Here is a 15,012-nt window from a genome sequence, read left to right as displayed (position 1 = left end):
CGCCCCGACCTGCGTAAACATCGGAAATCCAGCCGACACGCCGCACCGGACGGCGCAATCCTGATGCCCCATCAGCAGGCGGGGGGCGCGGGGCCGCTCTTATCTCGGTCATAGAAGGTCCGTCCTGGGAAGTCCCTCCCGGGAGGACCCCCCGGCATGACCGGCATGACCGCTCGCGCGCCTCCGGAGGACCCCATGCGCACCCTTGCCCGCCTGTTCACCGGTACCGCGCTGACGGTCGCCGCGATCGGGGCGTTCGCCGCCCCCGCGGCGTACGCCGGCAACGAGAACGACCGCGAGAACAACAACGACCACAGCTTCCAGTCGCTGGAGATCTATCCGTCCTCCGCCTCGCCGGGTACGACCGTGACGGTCAACACCCTGGCCTGCGGCAAGCACGGCCGCGGCATCGGCGACGCGAACTCGCTGGGCGCCGGTGACTTCAAGCTGGAGCCGAGCACGCACAAGGAGGTCGTGGTCGGCCAGTTCCGGGTGCCGGAGCACGTCAAGCCGGGCACCTACGGCATCAGTGTCGCCTGTGACAACGGCAAGACGGCCCGGGGAGACCTGACCGTCAAGCACCGGAATCCGAGCGGCCATGTCCAGACCGGCGTCGGCGGCAGCATCGGCCCCGACTCCACCCAGGTCACGGCGGGCGCGGCGGTGCTGGCCGCGGCTGCCGTGGGCGGTGTCTGGCTCCTGCGCCGCCGGGCGAGCGGCGCGCAGGGCCACTGAGACCCGCCCGCCCTGCTCCCGCCGCGCGCCCGCACGGGCCGGCGGGGGCAGGGCCACTCCACGATCCGACCGAGGGAATCCAAGGGAATCCAGGTGAGCAACAGGAGCAAGGGCTGGGGCATAGCCGTGGCCGCGTGCGTCGGGCTCTGGCTCGTCCAGAACGGCTCGCAGGACGTCACCCCGCCCGTACCGTCCGCCGCCCAGGCGTTCGCGGCCGGGCCGAGCGTGCACACCGACGCCGCCGCCGACCCGCTGCCGTCCTCGGCGCCCGTGCGGCTCCGGATCCCCGAGACCGACGTGGACACCCCGATGACGCGGCTCGGCCTGGCGGCGGACGGCTCGCTCGACGTGCCGCCCGCCGGGGACCGGAACCTCGCCGGCTGGTACGCGGACGGCATCACGCCCGGCGCCAAGGGCACGGCGATCGTCGCGGGCCACGTGGACAACGCCCAGGGGCCGGCCGTCTTCTACACGCTGGGCGCCCTGAAGAAGGGCCACCGGATCGAGGTGGACCGGCAGGACGGCCGTACCGCCGTCTTCACGGTCGACGCGGTCGAGGTGTACGCGAACGAGGACTTCCCCGACAAGAAGGTCTACGGGGAGACCGACCGCGCCGAGATCCGGGTCATCACCTGCGGCGGCGGCTTCTCGAAGAAGAACGGCTACCAGGGGAACGTGGTCGCCTTCGGCCACCTCATCGGGGTGCGCTGAGACCTCAGGCCCACTGGTCGAAGGCGAGCTTCGCGACCAGCGAGAAGACCACGAACAGCAGCACTCCGCGGACGAACTCGGCCCCCTTGCTCAGCGCCATCCGCGCCCCGACCAGGCCGCCCGCCAGGTTGAAGACGGCCATGACGGCCGCCAGCTGCCAGTACACGCTGCCCTGGTGGGCGAACATGGCGAGCGCGCCCGCGTTCGTGCAGACGTTGACGATCTTCGCGGTGGCGGAGGCGGTCACCAGGTCCAGGTGGAGCACGGCGGTCAGCGCGAGGACGAGGAAGGTGCCGGTGCCCGGCCCGAACAGGCCGTCGTAGAGGCCGATGCCGCCGCCGACGACCACGATCGCCGTCACGACCCGGGCCCGGGTCAGCGGCGCCCGGTCCTCCCCCTCGGCCTTGGCGCCGAAGGAGGGCCGCAGCATCACGAAGGCCGCCACGGCGAGCAGCACCACCATGATCACCGGGCGCAGGACGTCGCTGCTGATCCCGGCGGCGAAGAAGGCGCCCGCCATGGAGCCCGCGAGCGCCGCGAGCCCGATCCGTACCGCCGTCCAGACCTGGACGGGCGCCTTGCGGACATAGGTGACGGCGGCCCCGGTGGTGCCCACGATCGCGACGGCCTTGTTGGTGCCGAGGATGTGCGCGGCCGGGACATGGGGCAGTCCGAGCAGGAGAGCGGGGAGCAGGAGCAGTCCCCCGCCGCCCACCACGGCGTCGATCCAGCCCGCCACGAGCGCGGCGAGGCAGAGCAGGACGAGGGTGGTCAGCGTGATCTCGGGCATGCCCGAGAGCCTAGGGAGACGATCGTTGCCCCGTCCATCAATCCTGTGATCGTTGAGCAAGCTCTGAGCTGGCCGCCCCCGGTTCGCGGTCGGGCGCGGGCGGGGCGGCCGGGGCGACGGCGGCCGTGAGCAGGGTCGCGGCGAGCGCGCCGACGCCCAGGAGGGCGGCGGCGAGGCGACGGCGGGCGAGCTCCACCGGGGGGTGTGGCGCGCGGTGTCTAGCCATGGTCGAAGTCCTCGCTGTGGATACGGGAGGCGGGCACCCCGGCCCGGCCCAGGGAGTCGGTCGCGGCCCGGGCCATCGCGGGCGGGCCGCACAGGTACACGTCATGGGCGGCGAGATCCGGCACGAGCTCGCGCAGGGCGCGCGGCGCGAGGGGGTCGAAGGAGCCGTCCGAGGGGCCGAGGAGGTAGTGGAGGGCCGCCCGCCGTTCGCGGGCGATGGCCTCCAGCTCCTCGCGCAGGACCAGGCCGCCCGCGTCGGAGGCCCGGTAGAGGAGGGTGATGTCGCCGGGGCCGCCGGGCAGGGTCTCGAAGAGGGCACGCAGCGGGGTGATGCCCACGCCGCCCGCGAGAAGCAGGACCTTGCGGCGGGTGCGGCGGTGGGCGGTGAGCGCGCCGAAGGGGCCGGAGGCGAGGACCCGCGTGCCGGGGCGGAGGCGCCGGATCCGGCGGGTGTGGTCGCCGAGCGCCTTGACGGTGATCCGCAGGGTGTCGTCGCGGACGGGCGCGGAGAGGGAGAAGGGCAGGGCGGTCGCCCAGAGCCCGCGCCGGAGGAAGCGCCAGCGGAAGAACTGGCCGGGTTCGGCGCACAGCCGGGCCACTCCCCTGCCCTGGACGAGGACGAGGACGGAGACGACGCCGGGGCCCTCGTCGCGGACCTCGGCGACCCGCAGCTCGTGCCGGAGGGCGGCGCGGACGGGAACGACGATCCGGTACCAGACGAGGAGGACGCCGACGGTCGCGTGGGCCATCGACCAGAGCCACACCGTGAGGAGGCTCCCGGCGACGTCGGGGCCCGCGAGCTGGTGGACGAAGCCGAGCGCGGCGGCGAGGAGGCCGCTCAGGTGGACGGCCCGCCAGGTCTCGTGCCGGAGGCGGCGGCGGACGGCCCGGGCCGAGGTGACGCCGACGGCGGCGAGGAGGGCGGTGCCGGCGGTGGCGGCGGCGATGGCCCCGTAGGAGAGGAGGTCCCCGGTGGCGGTGACGAGGTCGGTACGGGTGTGCACGGCGTACCCGCAGAGGGCGAGGACGGCGTGGGCGGCGATGAGACCGAGGACGTACCGGCCGCCGAGGGAGTGCCAGCGGGCGAGCCGGTCGGCGCCGACACCGTGCTCGACGGCCGGGACGCGGGCCATGAGCAGGAGGAGCACGAGGACGCCGTACCCGGCGAGGAGCCCGGTGAGGTGGGCACCGGTCGCGAAGAAGGCGTCGAGGTGGGCGGAGGGCCGGGCCTGGAGCCCCCAGAGGAGCGCGACCGCTCCGGCGCCGGCGACGATCCCGGTCCGCAGCCGCTCGGGGGCGAGCCGGAGGGCGGGGACGGGCGCGGACGCGGGCGTGGGTGCGGGTGCCGGTGGAGCGGCAGGAGGGGTGGGGGCCGGCTGGCTGGGGAGCGGCACGTAGAGAGGGTGGTGGCTGGCCTCGGTGGTCACATCCGGCACCCTAGGTCCGCCCGTATACGGGAATCCGCGGCTCGGCCCCGTCCCCGGGATCCTTAAGGCGGGCTTGAGCCGAGGCTCACTGCGGGTTAATCCCGCCGGGGCCTCACAGCGCCCGGGACCGGGGGCGGAGATCAGCGTTCCGTACGGGAAACAGTCGGGATGCCGCCGGGTAACACCGGCCGCGCACGCTTCCCGGTATGAGTACACGGATCGTGGTGGTCGGGGGCGGAACGGCGGGCGCCCGGCTCGCCCAGCGCCTGCCCGTCACCCTCCTCGGCGAGGAGTCGCACGCCCCGTACAACCGGGTGCTGCTCGCCGACGTCCTCGCCGGGCGGTACGCCCCCGAGGTCGTCGCCCTGCCCGGGACCCGGGAGCCGGTGCGGCTCGGGGTGCGGGCGGTGCGGATCGACCGGGCGGCGCGGACGGTGGAGTGCGCGGACGGCTCCCTCGTCGGCTACGACCGGCTGGTCCTGGCGACGGGCTCCAACCCGGTGCTGCCGCCGCTGCGCGGACTGCGCGGGGCGCCGCTGCCGGCGGGCGTCCACCCCTTCCGTACGCTCGACGACTGCCTGGAGCTGCGCTCCGTCGTCCGGCCCGGGGTGCGGGCGGTGGTCATCGGCGGCGGCCTCCTCGGCGTCTCGGCGGCCCGGGCGCTCGCGGCGCTGGGCGCGGAGGTCGTCCTGACCCAGCAGGGCGAGCGCCTGATGGAGCGCCAGCTGGACGTCCAGGCATCGGCCCTGCTGCGCGAGCACGTCGAGTCCCTCGGCGTCGAGGTGCACACGGAGTGCCGGGTGAGCGGTCTGCGGCAGCGGGACGGGGCGGTGACGGCGGTCGAACTGGCCGACGGCTTCGTCCTCGACGCCCAGGTCGTGGTCCTGGCCTGCGGGGTCCGGCCCCGGGTCGCCCTCGCCCGCGAGGCGGGGCTCGACATCGCCACGGGCATCGTCGTCGACGACGAACTCCGCACCTCCGACCCGTACATCCACGCGATCGGCGACTGCGCGGAGCACGCCGGCCGGGTGTACGGCCTGGCCGGCCCGGCTCTGGAACAGGCCGACGTCCTGGCGGATCTGCTGTCGGCGGAGACGGCCACGACCGGCACTCCCGTCCCGGCGCTCCCCTCGGACCCCGGCCCCCGCTACACCGGCACCCGCGCCCTCACCCGTCTCACCCTCGGCGGCGCGCAGCCGCTCGATCTCGCCGCCTTCGGCGAGGCGACCGCCCGGCCGGGCGACGACGTCGTCCAGCTGACCGACGCGAGCCGAGGCGCCTACCGCAAGGTCGTCGTCCGCGGTGACCGGCTCGTCGGGGGCGTCCTCCTCGGCGATCTGGCCGCGGTCGGCGCGCTCGCCCGGGCCTGGGAGGGCGATGAAGCCCTCCCCGACGAGGCCCCCCTGCTGCACCTGCTCACCCACGACGGAGGCTCCTCATGACCACCCCCACCATCGTCCTGGTCGGCCACGGAATGGTCGGCCAGCGGTTCCTTGAGGCGCTCGCCGACCGTGGCGTCACCGAGCGGGCCCGCGTCGTGGTCCTCTGCGAGGAGCCGCGCCCGGCCTACGACCGCGTCCAGCTGACCTCGTACTTCTCCGGGAAGACCCCGGACGACCTGTCGATGGTCGAGGCGGGCTTCATGGAGAAGCACGGCATCGAGCTGTACGTGGGCGACCCGGCGGAGTCGGTGGACCGGGCGGCCCGCACGGTCACCGCCCGCTCCGGGCAGGTGTTCGCGTACGACACGCTCGTCCTCGCCACCGGCTCGTACCCCTTCGTCCCGCCGGTCCCCGGCAAGGACGCCCGCGGCTGCTTCGTCTACCGCACGATCGAGGACCTGCTCGCGATCGAGGAGTACGCGAAGACGGCGACGACCGGCGCGGTCGTCGGCGGCGGGCTGCTCGGCCTGGAGGCGGCGGGCGCGCTCAAGGGGCTCGGACTCGAGACGCACGTCGTGGAGTTCGCGCCGCGCCTGATGCCGGTGCAGGTCGACGAGGGCGGCGGCGCGGCCCTGCTCCGCACGATCGAGCGGATGGGCCTGAGCGTCCACACGGGGACGGGCACGCAGGAGGTCGTGACGACGGACGGCGCCGTGACCGGGATGAAGCTCTCGGACGGCTCCGAACTGGCCACGGACATGGTCGTGTTCTCGGCAGGCGTGCGGCCCAGGGACCAGCTGGCCCGGGACTGCGGTCTGGACGTCGGCGAGCGCGGCGGCATCGCGGTCGACGAGCGGTGCCGCACGTCCGACCCGGCGGTCTTCGCGATCGGCGAGTGCGCGCTCGCCTCCGACGGCCGGGTGTACGGCCTGGTGGCGCCGGGCTACGAGATGGCGCAGACGGTGGCGGCGACGATCGCCGACGAGGCCGGGGACGACGAGGGCTTCACCGGTGCCGACATGTCGACGAAGCTGAAGCTCCTCGGCGTGGACGTGGCCTCCTTCGGCGACGCGCACGGCGCGACCGAGGGCTGCCTCGACGTCGTCTACTCCGACTCCCGCTCGGGCGTCTACAAGAAGCTGGTGATCGACGGCGAGGGCCGGCTGCTCGGCGGCGTCCTGGTCGGCGATGCCGAGCAGTACGGGCTCCTCCGGCCGCTCACCGGTTCCGTACCGCCCGTCTCCGCCGAGCAGTTGGTGCTCCCTGCGGGTGCGGGCGCGCCGGTGGCGCTCGGCCCCTCGGCGCTGCCGGACGACGCGGTGATCTGCTCCTGCCACAACGTCACGAAGCACGCGATCGGCCAGTGCGAATCGCTCGCCGAGGTGAAGAAGTGCACCAAGGCCGGTACGGGCTGCGGCAGTTGCGTCAAGGTGATCGAGAAGCTCCTGCCGGCCCCCACCGACAAGGGCCTGTGCCGCGACTTCTCGTACACCCGCAGCGAGCTGTACGAGATCGCCCGCACGCTCCGGATCACCTCCTTCGCCGCGCTGCTCGACTCGCACGGCCGGGACGGGGCGAGGGGCGGGGAGGGCTGCGAGGTCTGCAAGCCGACCGTCGGCTCCATCCTGGCCTCCCTCAACAACGGCTACATCCTCGACGGCGAGCAGGCCTCCCTCCAGGACACCAACGACCACTTCCTCGCCAACCTGCAGCGCAACGGCTCGTACTCGGTCGTGCCGCGCATCCCCGGCGGCGAGATCACCCCGGACGGGCTGATCGTGATCGGCGAGGTGGCCAGGGACTTCGGGCTCTACACGAAGATCACCGGCGGCCAGCGGATCGACATGTTCGGCGCCCGGGTCGAGCAGCTGCCGGCGATCTGGACCCGGCTCGTCGACGCCGGCTTCGAGTCGGGGCACGCGTACGGCAAGTCGCTGCGCACCGTGAAGTCCTGCGTGGGACAGACCTGGTGCCGCTACGGCGTGCAGGACTCGGTGAAGATGGCGATCCAGCTGGAGCTGCGCTACCGGGGCCTGCGCTCCCCGCACAAGCTCAAGTCGGCGGTCTCGGGCTGCGCCCGTGAGTGCGCGGAGGCCCAGTCGAAGGACTTCGGGATCATCGCGACGGCGAGCGGCTGGAACCTGTACGTCGGCGGGAACGGCGGCGCGACCCCGCGCCACGCGGACCTGCTCGCGCAGGACCTCTCGGACGCCGAACTCGTCCGGCTGATCGACCGGTTCCTGATGTTCTACATCCGGACGGCGGACCGCCTGGAGCGGACGTCGACCTGGCTGGAGCGCCTGGAGGGCGGGCTCGACCACCTCAAGGACGTGGTGGTGCACGACTCGCTCGGGCTGTGCGAGGAGCTGGAGGCGCTGATGGCGGCCCACGTCGCGGACTACCAGGACGAGTGGGCGCAGACGCTGGACGACCCGGACCGGCTGCGGCGCTTCGTCTCCTTCGTGAACGCACCGGAGGCACCGGACCCGTCGGTCCGGTTCATGCCGGAGCGCGACCAGATCAAGCCGGATCTCACGTTCCTCACCCTGGAAGGGGTCACCTCCCGATGACGACGCTCACCACGAACGCGCTCACCACGACGACGCTCGAACTCTCCCCTTCCCCCGGCTCCTGGATGACGGTCTGCGAGGAGTCCCGGCTGACGCCGGGCCGGGGCGTGGCGGCGCTGCTGCCGGACGGCCGGCAGGCGGCGGTCTTCCGGGACCGGGCGGGACGGACGTACGCGATCGACAACCGCGACCCGTTCACCGGGGCGCAGGTGCTGTCCCGGGGGCTGGTCGGCTCGGTGGACGGGCGGCCGTTCGTGGCCTCGCCGCTCCTGAAGCAGCGCTTCGACCTGGAGACGGGCCGCTGCCTGGACGACGACGAGGTCTCGGTGGCGGTCTATCCGGTCCGCAGCATCTGACACGACCGGATAACTTGACCGGGCGTTCCAGATAGACGTACGTTCTGTTCGTGGCCAGGACCAAGGAATTCGATCCCGACGCCGCGCTCCAGGCCGCTCTCGACCTGTTCTGGGCGCGCGGCTACGAGGCGACGACGATGTCGGACCTCGTGGAGCACCTCGGCGTCGGCCGCGCCAGCATCTACGCGACCTTCGGGAACAAGCACGACCTGTACATGAAGGCGATGGACCGCTACCTGGAGACCCGCGACCCGGAGCTCGTCGAGGAGCTGTCCTCGCCGGGCCCTGCCCTGCCGGCGGTCCGGGCGCTCGTCCGCCGCTTCGCCGCGGAGGCGGCGACGGAGGGCGAGCGGCTGAACGGCTGCTTCGTCACCAACTCGGCGGCGGAGCTGGCCCCGCACGACACGGCCGTCGCACGCCGGGTGGAGCTCAGCTGGGAGCAGATCGAGACGCTCCTGTACGGGGCGCTCACCCGGGCCCGCGCCGGGGGCGAGCTCCCGGCGGACCGGGACCCGCGCGCCCTGGCCCGGATGCTGCTGGTCCTGCTCCAGGGGATCAGGGTGGTCGGCAAGGCCTCGACGGACCCGGGCAGGGTCCTGGACGCGGCGGAGCAGGCACTGGGACTGCTGGACTGAGGAGCGGGCGCCCGCAGGGGCGCCCTTTCTTCGGGGCTCATATTGGAATGTACGGTCAAGTACAGCACTACGCGGGGGGATGAGTCATGCACGCGACGAGGACAGCCGGTACGGCGGGGGCACCGGCCGGGGAGCCGGAGGGTGCGACCGGCCGAAGTCCCCGCACCCGCGGCGGGTTCCTCCTGCTCGGCGGCGTACAGATGACGCTCATCTTCACGCTCGCCGCCCTCGCCGTCCCCCTCCCCCGCATCGGCGCCGAGTTCCGGCTCGACCGCGCCGACCTGATCCTGCTGAGCGCCGCCTACGGCCTGACCTTCGCCGGGCTGCTCCTGCTCGGCGGCCGGCTCGCCGACCGCTTCGGCGGACGCCGGATCCTCACCGCCGGCCTCCTGGTCTTCGGTGCGGCCTCCGCCGTGGCACCCCTCGCCCCCGGGTACGAGGCACTGCTCGCCGCCCGCTTCGGGCAGGGCGTCGGCGCGGCGCTCGTCGCCCCGGCCGCGATGGCCGTGCTCCGGGCACTGTTCCCGGCACCGGCCACGTACGGCAGGGCGATGGCCACCTGGGGCGGGCTCTCCGTGCTCGGCGCGACCGCCGGGAACCTGCTCTCGGGCGTGATCGCGGCCGCCTCCTCCTGGCGCGGCACCTTCGCCGTACCGGTCGCCGTGGCCCTCGCCGCACTGCTCCTCGCGCCCCGGCTGCTGCCCGCGACCCCGCCCGGTACGGGACGGGCCCTGGACCTGCCCGGCGCGCTGCTCGCGACCGCCGGCATCACGCTCGCCAGCTTCGGGCTCGTCCTCACCGACGCCCACCCCTGGGGCTCCGCCCCGGTGCTCGTCCCGCTGCTCACCGGCCTCGCCCTCCTCGCCGCCTTCGCGGCCGTGGAGCGGCGGACGGCCGACCCGCTCCTGCCGCCGGACTTCCTGCGCGACGGCCGACGTCTCCTGGGGCTCGCGGCGATCGGTCTGACGGCCGCGGGGACGGCGACGGTCTTCGTCCTGCTGTCCCTCGCCCTCCAGGAAGGACGCGGCTGGTCGGCGCTCCTCACCTCCGCCGCCTTCGTGCCCTTCGCGGTCGCCCTGCTCGGCTCGGGCCGCCTCGCGAGCCCACTGATCGGGCGGTACGGCCCCGGCCGGGTGACCGGCGCCGGGCTCGCCACGGCCGCCGCCGGGCTCGGGCTGCTCGCCGCGACCGGCTTCGACAGCTCCGTCCCGTACGCGTACGGGCTGCTGCCCGGCCTCCTGCTGCTGCCGGCCGGTGGCGCCCTGTCCTTCGCGGGCGCCGCCGTCCTCGCCACCGACGGCGTCCCGGCGCACCGCGCGGGGCTCGCGGGCGGCGTCCTGAACACGGCGATGGAGCTCGGGCCGACCGTGCTCTTCGCCGCACTGCTCACCCTCGGCGGCGACGCGGTGTCGCTGGCGGCCGCCGCCGTCCTCTTCACCACCCTCGCGCTCACCACGATCCGCACCAAGTGACAGCATTGACAACCAAGTAGAAGCATTTACAAGGGAGTTCACTACCATGTCCGAACGCTTCACCGGCCGCACCGTCCTCGTCACCGGCGCCGGCTCCGGTCTCGGCCGGGTCATCGCGCTCGCCTTCGCCGCCGAGGGCGCGCAGGTCGTCGTCGCCGGCCGGACCGCCGGGCCGCTCGACGAGACGGTCGCCCTGATCGAGGCCGCCGGAGGCACCGCGGCCGCGGTGCCGGCCGACGTGTCCGGCGCCGAGTCCACGCGGGAGCTGGTCCGGCGCACGGTCGAGCTCTTCGGGGGTCTCGACGTCGCCGTCAACAACGCCGGGGTCTTCCGGGGCGGCCACAGCGCGGCCGACTTCCCCCTGGAGGACTGGCACACGCTGCTCGACATCAACGTGACGGGGGTGCTGCACGCCCTCCAGGCCGAGGTGGCGCACATGCGGGCGCACGGCGGCGGGGCGATCGTGAACATCTCGTCCAACCTGGGCCCGCACGTCCGGATCCCCGGGGTCTTCGGCTACCAGGTCTCGAAGGCGGCCGTCTCGGCCCTCACCCGGGCCGCGGCCCTGGACCACATCGCCGACGGGGTCCGGATCAACGCGGTCAGCCCGGGCGCCTCGGAGTCCTCGATGTCGCTGCTGCCCGGCGAGACCGAGGCCGAGCGGGAGGTCCGGATGAAGGAGCAGTCCCCGCTGGGCCGGATCTCGTCGGCCGCCGAGATCGCGGCGGCGGTCCTGTACCTCGCCTCGGACGCTGCGGGCTCCGCCGTCGGCACCGACCTGGTGATCGACGGCGGGGTCTCCGCCTGACGTACGGAGCGGCGCGGGGGCCGGAGCGACGCCGGGGCCGGTCGGGGCTCAGCCCTGGGCGGCCTTCGGGTCCATCCAGAAGACCTCCCAGTGGTGGCCGTCCGGGTCGGCGAAGGAGCGGCCGTACATGAAGCCCATGTCCATCGGCTCCTTCGCCGGGGAGCCGCCGGCGGCGAGGGCCGCGTCGGCCAGCTCGTCGGCCTTCGCCTTGCTCTCGGCGCTCAGCGTGATGAGCACCTCGGTGGCCTTCGTGGCGTCGGAGATCGTCTTGCCCGGGGCGGTGAAGCTCTTGAACTTCTCCTCGGTGAGCAGCATCGCGAAGATCGTGTCGCTGATGACGACACAGGCGGCGGTCTCGTCGCTGAACTGCGGGTTGATGGAGTAGCCGAGCTTCTCGTAGAAGGCCTTGCTGGTGTCGAGGTCCTTCACGGGCAGGTTCACGAAGATCATCTGCGGGGCCATGACGCGCTCTCTTCCGTCGGGCGGCCGGGGTGCTCGGTGCGTTCCGGCGCTGTCGAGAGGTAAGACGGGCGTCCCGCCCGGAACTCATCGCTCTCCCGGAAATTCTCCGAAGGTTTCTTCGGTCAGGCCACCGAGCGCAGCTCGAACGCCGCCAACGGGACGAATCCCCCGCCGCCCCCGCCGTCGGTCGCGGCGTCCGGCCCGGCCAGCCGCCGCAGCATCGCGACGGCGATCCGCTCGCCCTGCGCCTTGGCCCGCTCGGCCCGCGGGCCCTGGTGGAGGCCGTCGACGGCGGCCCGCCAGAGCTGCGTCCAGCGCCCGAAGTGGGCGGCGGTGAGCGGGCGCGCGGAGTGGAGGGCGGCGTGCGGCGCGAAGGCGTCCCGGCCGTAGTCGGCGGTACGGAAGAGGGCGCGCTCCCAGAAGTCGGTGATCCGCGGCAGGTGGACCTCCAGGTCCGTGCCGGCGATCTCGGTGAAGAAGGGCCCGATGAGCGGGTCCACGAAGGCGGCCGTGTAGAAACGGCGCAGGACGACGTCGAGGTCGTCGCGGTCGCCGATGTCCCGGGTGCTGGCGCTCATGCCTCCCAGTCTGCCCGCCCGGCCCCCGTTCCCCCAGTGCCGAACGTCCCGGCGCAGGTCTCTTTCGTGGGCGAGACCCTGCGCCGCCGCCGGCCCCCGGACAGCGGTGCGGCCCTTTGCCCGGTGCCCGCCGCTTCCCCTTCACCGCTTGTTGATGCACAGTCAACTCCGTACTCCTAAGTTCCGGAAGCGCGCGACCCCGCCGCCGACCGGCCTGGCGGGGCGGTTCATCACCCTTCTCGGGAGTGAGACGTGGAGCGACGCAGTTTCCTGCGTGGAGCGGTCATCGGCACGTCGGCGGCGGCCTTCGGCGGCACCCTGATGCGCGGGGCCGCCTATGCGGCCCCCGCCCAGCCGGGCGCGGGCCCGTACGGGGCGCTCGGCGCCGCGAACGCCAACGGCATCCAGCTGCCGGCCGGGTTCACCAGCCGGATCATCGCCCGGTCCGGCCAGACCGTGGCCGGCACCTCGTACACCTGGCACAACGCCCCCGACGGCGGCGCCTGCTTCGCCGACGGCACCGGCTGGATCTACGTCTCCAACTCGGAGATCTCCAGCACCGGCGGCGCGAGCGCGGTCAAGTTCAACTCCTCGGGCACCGTCACCTCGGCGTACCGCATCCTCTCCAACACCAACCGCAACTGCGCGGGCGGCAAGACCCCGTGGAACACCTGGCTCTCCTGTGAGGAGGTCGACACGGGGTACGTCTACGAGACCGACCCGTGGGGTGTGAACCCCTCCGTCCGCCGGGCCGCGATGGGCCGGTTCAACCACGAGGCCGCGGCCGCCGACCCCGTCCGCCGGGTGATCTATCTGACCGAGGACAAGTCCGACGGCTGTTTCTACCGCTTCGTGCCGTCCACCTGGGGCAACCTCTCCTCCGGCACCCTCCAGGTACTGGTGGCCGGCACCGCCACCTCCGGCTCGTTCAGCTGGCAGAACGTGCCCGACGTGGACGGCTCCCCCACCGCCACCCGCTACCAGGTCTCGGCCGCCAAGAAGTTCAGCGGCGGCGAGGGCTGCCACTACGCCAACGACACCGTCTGGTTCACCACCAAGGGCGACAACCGGCTGTGGCAGCTCAATCTGGCGAACAGCACCTACGAGCTGGCCTACGACGACTCGCTGGTCTCCGGCGGGGGCGCCCCGCTCACCGGCGTCGACAACGTCACCGGCGCCTCCTCCGGTGACCTCTTCGTCGCCGAGGACGGCGGCAACATGGAGATCTGCATCATCACGCCGGACGACGTCGTGGCGCCCTTCCTGCGGATCACCGGCCAGTCCTCCTCCGAGATCTGCGGCCCCGCCTTCTCCCCCGACGGCTCGCGCCTGTACTTCTCCAGCCAGCGGGGCACGAGCGGCAGCTCCTCGGGCGGTATCACCTACGAGGTGACCGGCCCGTTCCGCGCGTAGCTCCCCGTGTGACAGCGCAGCTCCACCGTCCGTTGGGCGCCGCCGAGCAGGGCGGCGCCCAACGGCGTCAGTGTGTGCAGGACCGCGTTCCCGTGGCGCAGGGTCGCGATGAGCCCGGCCTCCCGGAGCACGCCCGCGTGCTGGCTGGCGGAGGCGAGCGAGACCCCGGCGCGGCGCGCGAGCTCGCTGGTCGTGCCGCCGTCCCCGATGGCGTGCAGGACCGTCGAGCGGGTCTGGCCGACCAGCTTGGCCAGCGAGGAGCCGCCCGGCTCGCGGACGGTCGGCGCCTCGCCGTGGGTGACGGGGTAGACGAGGACCGGCGGCAGCGCGGGGTCGCGCAGCACCACCGGTGTCCCCCGGCAGAAGTACGACGGCTGGAGCAGCAGCCCCCGCCCGTCGAGGTGGACGTCCCGGTCGACCGGGTAGTCGGCCTCCAGGACGGGCGCGCGCCAGCGCAGCATCGGCGGCAGCGAGGCGAGGAGTTCGTCGGCGCCGCCGTCGAGCAGGGCCCGGCCGCGGCGCGCCCGGTCGGCCTCGACGCGGGCCCGGATGTGCGGCCAGTACGGCTCGATCGCGGCCCGGTGATAGCTGCGCAGAGCCCCCACGAGCCGGTCGAAGGGCTCCGCGCCGCCGTCGGCGAGGGCGCGCAGCGAGTGGGGCACGGTCCGGGCGCCGGAGCGGTCGGCGGCGAGCAGGGAGAGCTCGTCGCGGAGCCGGCCGGAGTCGGTCGCACGGATCGCCTGGAGGCCCTCGTCGAGGCCGTGGACGCCTTCGGCGGGCGTCAGGAAGTCGGGAAAATAGCCGCGGCTGGGAACGAGCGCGGCCAGCAGCCGGGTCTCACCACCGAGCCGTGTCCGGGCCGCCGTACGCCATTCCCGGTAGACGACCGATCCGCGCCGGTCCCTTAAGCGGTGAAAGCTGAGAATGGTTTCCCATAGAACATCCGGCCGGGCTGCCGTCCGCACCCCCGCCAAGTCGTTTCCGGTGAAATGAATCCGCAGCATGACGTCCCCACCTGTGCACTCGCAACCACCCCCGACGACGAGTATGCACAGCATCACAGCACGTTACCAGGGTGTTTCAGCCACAGTTGAAAAGCATCGCGGCAATCAGGGGGGAAACGAAAAGCTGTGCGGGTCGGGCAGGAAACCTTCAGGACCGAGGTGACGTGGCGAAGACCGTGGGGGGCTTTGCGCGTCCGGCGGCGGTCGGCGAGGTTGCGGCTCACCTGCCCGACATCGGTAAAGGGCGCGGCCCCTGGGTGGGGATCCGGGGGTCGCGCCCGCCCCGTTCTTTGCGTCGAGGAAACAGAAAAGTTCAATGGCCAATAATTCAATCGGCCGAAATTGAACAGGAACTCACATCTGATCGACGATCAAGCAAAATGAGCGGCCTCGACCGGGATGATATACGACGGGGCGGACACCTCCGCACAAAGGTGTCCGCCC

15 protein-coding genes are annotated in these 15,012 nt (G+C 73.1%); 9 read left to right on the top strand and 6 right to left on the bottom strand.

What is annotated here, in order from left to right:
* Positions 1–195: 195 nt before the first annotated feature.
* Together DEJ46_RS27095 and DEJ46_RS27090 are read left to right on the top strand one after the other, a co-directional pair.
* Positions 196–735 (top strand): hypothetical protein, encoded by a 540-nt coding sequence (locus DEJ46_RS27095; protein WP_150274802.1) that lies wholly within the window; start codon positions 196–198, stop codon positions 733–735.
* 93 nt (positions 736–828) lie between these two features.
* Positions 829–1,446 carry a class F sortase gene (locus DEJ46_RS27090; protein WP_150270458.1) on the top strand — a complete coding sequence of 206 codons (618 nt, stop codon included), beginning with the start codon at positions 829–831 and terminating at the stop codon, positions 1,444–1,446.
* A gap of 4 nt (positions 1,447–1,450) precedes the next feature.
* Here DEJ46_RS27090 and DEJ46_RS27085 read toward each other — a convergent pair whose 3' ends face one another.
* Genes DEJ46_RS27085 through DEJ46_RS27075 form a run of 3 tightly spaced genes read right to left on the bottom strand, consistent with a single transcriptional unit; the run spans position 1,451 to position 3,897 of the window.
* Positions 1,451–2,236, bottom strand: coding sequence for a sulfite exporter TauE/SafE family protein (locus tag DEJ46_RS27085; RefSeq protein ID WP_150270456.1), 786 nt, complete (start codon positions 2,234–2,236; stop codon positions 1,451–1,453).
* 37 nt (positions 2,237–2,273) lie between these two features.
* Positions 2,274–2,462 carry a hypothetical protein gene (locus DEJ46_RS27080; protein WP_150270454.1) on the bottom strand — a complete coding sequence of 63 codons (189 nt, stop codon included), beginning with the start codon at positions 2,460–2,462 and terminating at the stop codon, positions 2,274–2,276.
* Entirely contained in the window at positions 2,455–3,897 is a 1,443-nt protein-coding gene (locus tag DEJ46_RS27075) for a ferric reductase-like transmembrane domain-containing protein (RefSeq protein WP_411757786.1), read from the bottom strand. Before DEJ46_RS27075 ends, DEJ46_RS27080 begins: the two co-directional genes overlap by 8 nt.
* Before the next feature lie 197 nt (positions 3,898–4,094).
* On the opposite strand from DEJ46_RS27075, the gene DEJ46_RS27070 reads away from it, so the two are divergent.
* From DEJ46_RS27070 to DEJ46_RS27045, 6 genes are all read left to right on the top strand, one after another.
* A complete protein-coding gene (locus tag DEJ46_RS27070) occupies positions 4,095–5,330 on the top strand; it encodes an NAD(P)/FAD-dependent oxidoreductase (protein WP_150270452.1) in 1,236 nt (411 codons plus the stop codon).
* Positions 5,327–7,840, top strand: a complete 2,514-nt coding sequence (nirB, locus tag DEJ46_RS27065) for a nitrite reductase large subunit NirB (protein ID WP_150270450.1) — start codon at positions 5,327–5,329, stop codon at positions 7,838–7,840. Before DEJ46_RS27070 ends, nirB begins: the two co-directional genes overlap by 4 nt.
* Positions 7,837–8,196: a nitrite reductase small subunit NirD gene (gene nirD, locus DEJ46_RS27060; protein WP_150270448.1), complete on the top strand. Its 360-nt coding sequence runs from the start codon at positions 7,837–7,839 to the stop codon at positions 8,194–8,196. The genes nirB and nirD overlap by 4 nt, the downstream gene beginning before the upstream one ends.
* A 50-nt stretch (positions 8,197–8,246) precedes the next feature.
* Positions 8,247–8,831, top strand: coding sequence for a TetR/AcrR family transcriptional regulator (locus tag DEJ46_RS27055; RefSeq protein WP_150270446.1), 585 nt, complete (start codon positions 8,247–8,249; stop codon positions 8,829–8,831).
* Between the two features lie 86 nt (positions 8,832–8,917).
* Positions 8,918–10,303: an MFS transporter gene (locus DEJ46_RS27050; protein ID WP_150270444.1), complete on the top strand. Its 1,386-nt coding sequence runs from the start codon at positions 8,918–8,920 to the stop codon at positions 10,301–10,303.
* 46 nt (positions 10,304–10,349) lie between these two features.
* Positions 10,350–11,111 (top strand): SDR family NAD(P)-dependent oxidoreductase, encoded by a 762-nt coding sequence (locus DEJ46_RS27045; protein WP_150270442.1) that lies wholly within the window; start codon positions 10,350–10,352, stop codon positions 11,109–11,111.
* Between the two features lie 48 nt (positions 11,112–11,159).
* Here the strand turns inward: DEJ46_RS27045 and DEJ46_RS27040 are convergent, their stop codons facing one another.
* Both DEJ46_RS27040 and DEJ46_RS27035 read right to left on the bottom strand, forming a co-directional pair.
* On the bottom strand, positions 11,160–11,573 hold the full coding sequence (locus tag DEJ46_RS27040) for a VOC family protein (protein ID WP_150270440.1): 414 nt from the start codon (positions 11,571–11,573) through the stop codon (positions 11,160–11,162).
* Positions 11,574–11,695: 122 nt separating this feature from the next.
* Positions 11,696–12,151, bottom strand: a complete 456-nt coding sequence (locus DEJ46_RS27035; protein WP_150270438.1) for a group III truncated hemoglobin — start codon at positions 12,149–12,151, stop codon at positions 11,696–11,698.
* 252 nt (positions 12,152–12,403) lie between these two features.
* Between DEJ46_RS27035 and DEJ46_RS27030 the strand changes: the two genes are divergently transcribed.
* Positions 12,404–13,564: an alkaline phosphatase PhoX gene (locus DEJ46_RS27030; protein ID WP_150270436.1), complete on the top strand. Its 1,161-nt coding sequence runs from the start codon at positions 12,404–12,406 to the stop codon at positions 13,562–13,564.
* Here the strand turns inward: DEJ46_RS27030 and DEJ46_RS27025 are convergent.
* Entirely contained in the window at positions 13,534–14,568 is a 1,035-nt protein-coding gene (locus DEJ46_RS27025; protein WP_190622908.1) for an ArsR/SmtB family transcription factor, read from the bottom strand. The two genes, DEJ46_RS27030 and DEJ46_RS27025, sit on opposite strands and share 31 nt — an antisense overlap.
* Positions 14,569–15,012: the final 444 nt, after the last annotated feature.

The sequence above is a fragment of the Streptomyces venezuelae genome (genome assembly GCF_008642375.1).
Lineage (GTDB): Bacteria > Actinomycetota > Actinomycetes > Streptomycetales > Streptomycetaceae > Streptomyces > Streptomyces venezuelae_G.
This window is presented reverse-complemented; position numbering and strand designations above follow the sequence as displayed.